Raw genomic sequence first — 4,911 nt, 5'->3', positions numbered from 1 at the left:
TCGGTGGGGTGGGTGCTGTGGCTCGGGGCGTTGACTGCGGCGGCGCTGGCGACGGTCGGGCTGTTGAGCGGGTTGCCGCATCGCTTTCACTGGATCGCGTCTGCAGCAGGGGGCGTTGCGTTTCTCAGTCTGCTGTTCTGCCTGTGATCGCGCGGGTATTCGGGCCCGCACCCGTCCGCGCACTCAGTGGATGATCTTCCAACCCACGATGAGGTAGGTCGCGAAGGCGGTGGCGATCCAGATCCACGCCAGAGCGCGTTGCTCCTGATCGAGCGGCGCGTGCAACGGCCGGCTGCCCGCGGGCACGGCCAGGCGGGTCGTCGGCGAATCGATCCCGACCGCCTGCAGGGTGGCTTCTGACCATTCGCTCGGCCGACGCCGAAATTCGGCGAGCGCATGCAGCCATTGCGGTGGCAGCAGGAGCGGTGCGGCCAGTGCCATCAGCACGGCGCAGAAGGCGCGCAACGGTCTTGATGCATGCGCACGAGGCCCGGCGAAAAAATTCAGGGTGCCAGCCAGGTCCAGGAACAGGCGTTCGCGGTCGTGTTCCGGTGTCCGCCAGTGGGTGGCGGGCAATTGCTCGGGGCCGTGACGCATGAACACCGCGATGAAGTCGACGACGGCCTTGCACGTCTCGTTCTCATGCGATTGCGTGCATCGATGACCGAAGCCCCAGCTCGGCAGCGGCAACGTCAATGGCTCCGTGCCCTGCTCCACGGTGGTGACGAGGGCATCGTCCTTGTTCAGCATCAGCAGACGCAAGTCTTCGGAGGTCTGCGTCGCGGGGCATCCCTTGCGATGGGCGACACGGATGCGCTCCCACGCGACCCAGCGGTCCTTCCCTTCCTCGCGCCACCACAGCCTTTGGTTGCGCCGGTCGCACAGAATCCCGACGGTCAACGGCGAGGGGCGCAGCACCTCCCTGAAGGTCAAAAAAATCGAGCGCGCGCCGAAAATCACGGCGTACAGCGTCACGCCGATCAACCAGAGCGCGATCAGCGTGCCCATGATCGTCTGGGGTATGTCTACATGGAACAGCAATGCCACCAGCGGCGCGGCCATCAGCAGACCGAACCAGACCGCATAGGCGGACACGACGGACTCGGGCTCCCGCAATTCCAGTGCGGTATCGCTGATCCGCGAAATCACGCCTTCGGCGCAGACCGAGGACAGTGGCGGCCCCTTGGACGCGTGGACGTCGTAGATGCGGTACTCACGTCCATCGAACCGGTCCGATTCCTTGTGATGCAGCAGCCACTGCTGCATCCAATACGGCGGGCGGTCGTCCACCAGCCTGGCGCGCCGCTTGCGGACCGTGCTCACCCCCGCATCAACGCCTCGATCTCATCCGCCTTCACCGGCACCCCCCGCGAAATCAGTTCGCAGCCCGTGGCTGTGACGATCGCGTCGTCCTCGATGCGGATGCCGATGTTGTGGAACTTCTCGGGCACGCCCTCGCCGGGCCGCACGTAGATGCCGGGCTCCAGCGTCAGCACCATGCCCGGGTGCAGGATGCGGCTCGGGCGGTTCTTGATGAGTTCGTTGGACAGCGGGTCCTTGCGCTCGCTCACCTCGCCCACCTGCGTGGGTTCGACATAGCTGCCGCAGTCGTGCACGTCCATGCCCAGCCAGTGGCCGGTGCGGTGCATGTAGAACTGGAAGTAGGCGCGCGAATCGATCACGTCGTCGACGCTGCCGACCTTGTTGCCGTCGAGCAGGCCCAGGTCGAGCATGCCCTGCGCCAGCACCTTCACGGCCGCGTCGTGCGGGTCGTTGAAGCGGTTGCCAGCCTTGGCGGCGGCGGCCGAGGCGTCCTGGCTGGCCAGCACCAGGTCGTACAGCGCGCGCTGCGGGCCGCTGAACTTGCCATCGGCCGGGAAGGTGCGGGTGATGTCGCTGGCGTAGCCGTCGAGTTCGCAGCCGGCGTCGATCAGCACCAGCTCGCCCTGGCGCACGGGCGCGGCGTCGGCGCGGTAGTGCAGCACGCAGGCATTGGCGCCGGCCGCGACGATGGAACCGTAGGCCGGGTACTGCGAGCCGCCCAGGCGGAACTCGTGCAGCAGCTCGGCGTCGAGGTGGTACTCGCGCACGTCCTTGCCCTCGCGCAGCATGCGCGCCGACAGCTGCATCGCGCGGATGTGGGCGCGGGCGCTGATCTGCGCGGCGCGGCGCATGATGTCCTGCTCGTGCGCGTCTTTCACGAGGCGCATCTCGTCGAGCGGGCCGCACAGGTCGCGCTGCTCCTCGGGGCACAGCGCGCCGTAGCGCACGCGCGCCCGCACCGACTGCAGCCAGCCGTCGATGCGGGTTTCCAGGCCCTTGTGGGTGGCGAAGGGGAACCACACGGTCGAGCGGTTCTCGAGCAGCTTCGGCAGCTTGGCGTCGAGGTCGTTCACCGAAAAGGCCTCGTCCACGCCCAGCGCGGCGGGGGCGGCGTCGGGGCCGAGGCGGTAGCCGTCCCAGATCTCGCGCTCCAGGTCTTTCGGTGCGCAGAACAGCGTGGCGCGGCCGTCGCCCGCCAGCACCAGCCAGGCGTTGGGCTCGGTGAAACCGGTCAGGTAGTAGAAGTAGCTGTCGTGGCGGAACAGGAAGTCGCTGTCGCGGTTGCGCTGGCGCTCGGGCGCGGTCGGGACGATGGCGATGCCGTCCTTGCCCAGTTGCGAAGCGAGGCGCGCGCGGCGCTCGGCGTAGATCGTGGTGTCATTGAGCATGGGATTTCACTTTCGATACGGTGCAAGTCCGGGGTCCGCGGGTACCAGATGCCGCCATGGGAACACATCCTGCGCAAAGTGGCTGACGTAGCCGCCGATCGTTGACTGGATGACCATGAATTGCAGCCGCTGCCGCACGCCCTGCAGCTGCTGCAGCTGGGCCAGGTCGAGGCAGGTGTTGCGCAGCCTCAGCACGCGCAGCTGCGCGCCCACGGGGCTGTGCAGCAAGGCCTCGTAGTCTTCGAAGGCCGTGACGCCGCCGGGCGTCCGGTCGGCCGGCCACGCCATCTGCTGCTCGGTGGATTCGGAAAAATCCAGCAGCCTGAGGCCCGGCAGCTGCGTTGCGGCGGCCAGGTGGCGGATGAAGTGCTGCGTGGCGAAATGGGCGCCGACGCACAGGCTGGTCAGTTGCGGCAGCGGCACGGCGAAGAAGTCGGCGTTCGGCGCGTTCGGCACCGTCAGTTCGCTCAGGTGCGGCGTCTTGCGCACCCAGCGCGCGATGTCGCCGCCTTCCTCGAGGATGCCGTCGCTGGTGCACACGAGCGACTGGTTGTGGTCCTCGGGCTGCGTCGGCTTGATGAACAGCGAGCGCAGGCGGGGAAACATCACCGGGCTCTCGAGCAGCGGCGTGAACATCCATTCGCGCGAGCCGTTGGCGCCGCTGTCGGGGCCGCTGAACGACAGCGAGGTGATGCAATCGGCCACGTCCTGCCGGCTCAGGCAGGCCAGGGTTTCGTCGAAGGCGTCGCCCCAGGTGTCGCCGAAGTATTCGACGTGCCAGCCCTGGCGCATGGGCGCGAGGCTCAGGCGCGTGAAGTCGCTCACGTAGAGCGGCACGGTCAGCGGGTCTTCGGGCGCGCCGTCGTTGCGTTCGGCGGCGGTGGCCAGGGCCAGGTCCTGCAGGCGCTGCGGCAGCAGGCGCAGGACGTCGGGCAGCGGCGCGAGCGTCATGCGCCCGCTGCCGGCGCGACCCCGGCGTTGAGTTGCTGCAGGCGCTGCGGCGTGCCCACGTCGGTCCAGTCGCCGGTGTAGAGCTCGGCGCTCACCTGCTGGTTGTCCATCGCGGCGCGCAGGATCGGTGCCAGCGGGGCCTTGACGCCGCCCGGGTTGCCGGCCGGGATGTCGCAGTACGGCGGTGCGAACAGCGCGGCGCGGTACAGGCCGATGGTCGAGAAGGTGTATTTGTCGGCCGCCTGGTTCAGCGCGAGCCCGTCGGCCGAGAGGCCGAAGTCGCCCTTGAGGTTGTGCGCCGGGTTCGGCACCAGCCACAGGTGGGCGAGCTTGCCGCTGGCCAGGAAACGGTCGACCGCGGCCTGGGTGAAGCGAAAGCCCGGTGCGAACACGTCGCCCGCCGCCACCCAGAACACCTCACCCAGCAGCGGCAGCGCGCGCACGATGCCGCCGGCTGTTTCAAGCGCGCCGCCGAAGTCGCGGCCCTCGTCGGAATACGAAATGGACAGCGCACCACGCCCGTCCAGCACGGGGCGCGCGCCGAACCGGGCGGCGACCTGCGCGCCCAGCCAGTCGGTGTTGACCACCAGCTCGGTGAAGCCGCCGTCGGCCAGCGCCTCCATCGGCCACTGCATCAGCGGCTTGCCGCGCACTTCGAGCAGGGGCTTGGGCGTGGCGTCGGTCAGCGGCCGCATGCGTTCGCCGCGGCCGGCGGCCAGGATCATCGCGCGCACCGCCATCACTGCACCGACCCGGCCACACGGCCACGTTGCAGTTCGTTGCGTTCGCTGTGGCGGGGCTGGAACAGCGCCACCAGGCACGCCATCAGCGCATGCGCCTTGGCCGAGTGGTCGGCGCCGAAGTTGCAGACGTACACATCGAGCGTCACGCCGCGCTGCTCCGGCCAGGTGTGGATGCACAGGTGCGACTCGGCCAGCAGCAGCGTGGCCGTCACGCCGCCCGGCCCCTGCGGCGTGGCCGGAAAGCCGTGGACCAGCTTGCCCACGGCCTGCAGCCCGGCGGCGGCCACGGCCTTGGTGCAGACCTCGCCGAGCGCGCGCCCGTCGGTGAGCCATTGGAGGCCGCATTGGCAGTCGTGGAGATCGGCGGTGAGGTGCAGCCCTTGCATGGGGGGCAACTCTAGCAGCCGGGCCTGCGACACAAGAGAGCATCAGTGGGGTGTTGGCCCTGTATCGAGGCCGGGCGCGGCTCGCCCGGTAAAATCTCGGGTTCTCCCGTATCCCCCACC

5 protein-coding genes are annotated in these 4,911 nt (G+C 68.9%); all 5 read right to left on the bottom strand.

What is annotated here, in order from left to right; translation table 11 throughout:
• Positions 1 to 183: 183 nt before the first annotated feature.
• The 5 genes from AC07XP_RS31950 to AC07XP_RS31930 are packed head-to-tail and all read right to left on the bottom strand — an operon-like array spanning position 184 to position 4,791.
• Complete coding sequence (locus AC07XP_RS31950) at positions 184 to 1,323, bottom strand: hypothetical protein (RefSeq protein WP_369645695.1); 1,140 nt, start codon at positions 1,321 to 1,323, stop codon at positions 184 to 186.
• The gene (locus AC07XP_RS31945) at positions 1,320 to 2,711 is read right to left on the bottom strand and encodes an aminopeptidase P N-terminal domain-containing protein (RefSeq protein WP_495266921.1); all 1,392 of its coding nucleotides are present in this window, start codon (positions 2,709 to 2,711) and stop codon (positions 1,320 to 1,322) included. Before AC07XP_RS31945 ends, AC07XP_RS31950 begins: the two co-directional genes overlap by 4 nt.
• A 6-nt stretch (positions 2,712 to 2,717) precedes the next feature.
• On the bottom strand, positions 2,718 to 3,662 hold the full coding sequence (locus AC07XP_RS31940; RefSeq protein WP_495266920.1) for a hypothetical protein: 945 nt from the start codon (positions 3,660 to 3,662) through the stop codon (positions 2,718 to 2,720).
• A complete protein-coding gene (locus AC07XP_RS31935) occupies positions 3,659 to 4,387 on the bottom strand; it encodes a nucleotidyltransferase family protein (RefSeq protein ID WP_495266919.1) in 729 nt (242 codons plus the stop codon). The genes AC07XP_RS31940 and AC07XP_RS31935 overlap by 4 nt, the downstream gene beginning before the upstream one ends.
• A 14-nt stretch (positions 4,388 to 4,401) precedes the next feature.
• Complete coding sequence (locus AC07XP_RS31930; RefSeq protein WP_062473535.1) at positions 4,402 to 4,791, bottom strand: S-adenosylmethionine decarboxylase family protein; 390 nt, start codon at positions 4,789 to 4,791, stop codon at positions 4,402 to 4,404.
• Positions 4,792 to 4,911 lie beyond the last annotated feature (120 nt).

Source organism: Variovorax sp. GW531-E2 (assembly GCF_059423125.1).
The sequence above is the reverse complement of the archived record's forward strand: the minus strand, read 5'-3'. Positions and strand labels throughout refer to the sequence as shown.

Excerpts from the sequence above, each read along its gene's own strand:
- AC07XP_RS31945 (WP_495266921.1), bottom strand. The coding sequence starts at position 2,711 with ATGCTCAATGACACCACGATCTACGCCGAGCGCCGCGCGCGCCTCGCT.
- AC07XP_RS31940 (WP_495266920.1), bottom strand. The coding sequence starts at position 3,662 with ATGACGCTCGCGCCGCTGCCCGACGTCCTGCGCCTGCTGCCGCAGCGC.
- AC07XP_RS31930 (WP_062473535.1), bottom strand. The coding sequence starts at position 4,791 with ATGCAAGGGCTGCACCTCACCGCCGATCTCCACGACTGCCAATGCGGC.
- AC07XP_RS31935 (WP_495266919.1), bottom strand. The coding sequence starts at position 4,387 with ATGATCCTGGCCGCCGGCCGCGGCGAACGCATGCGGCCGCTGACCGAC.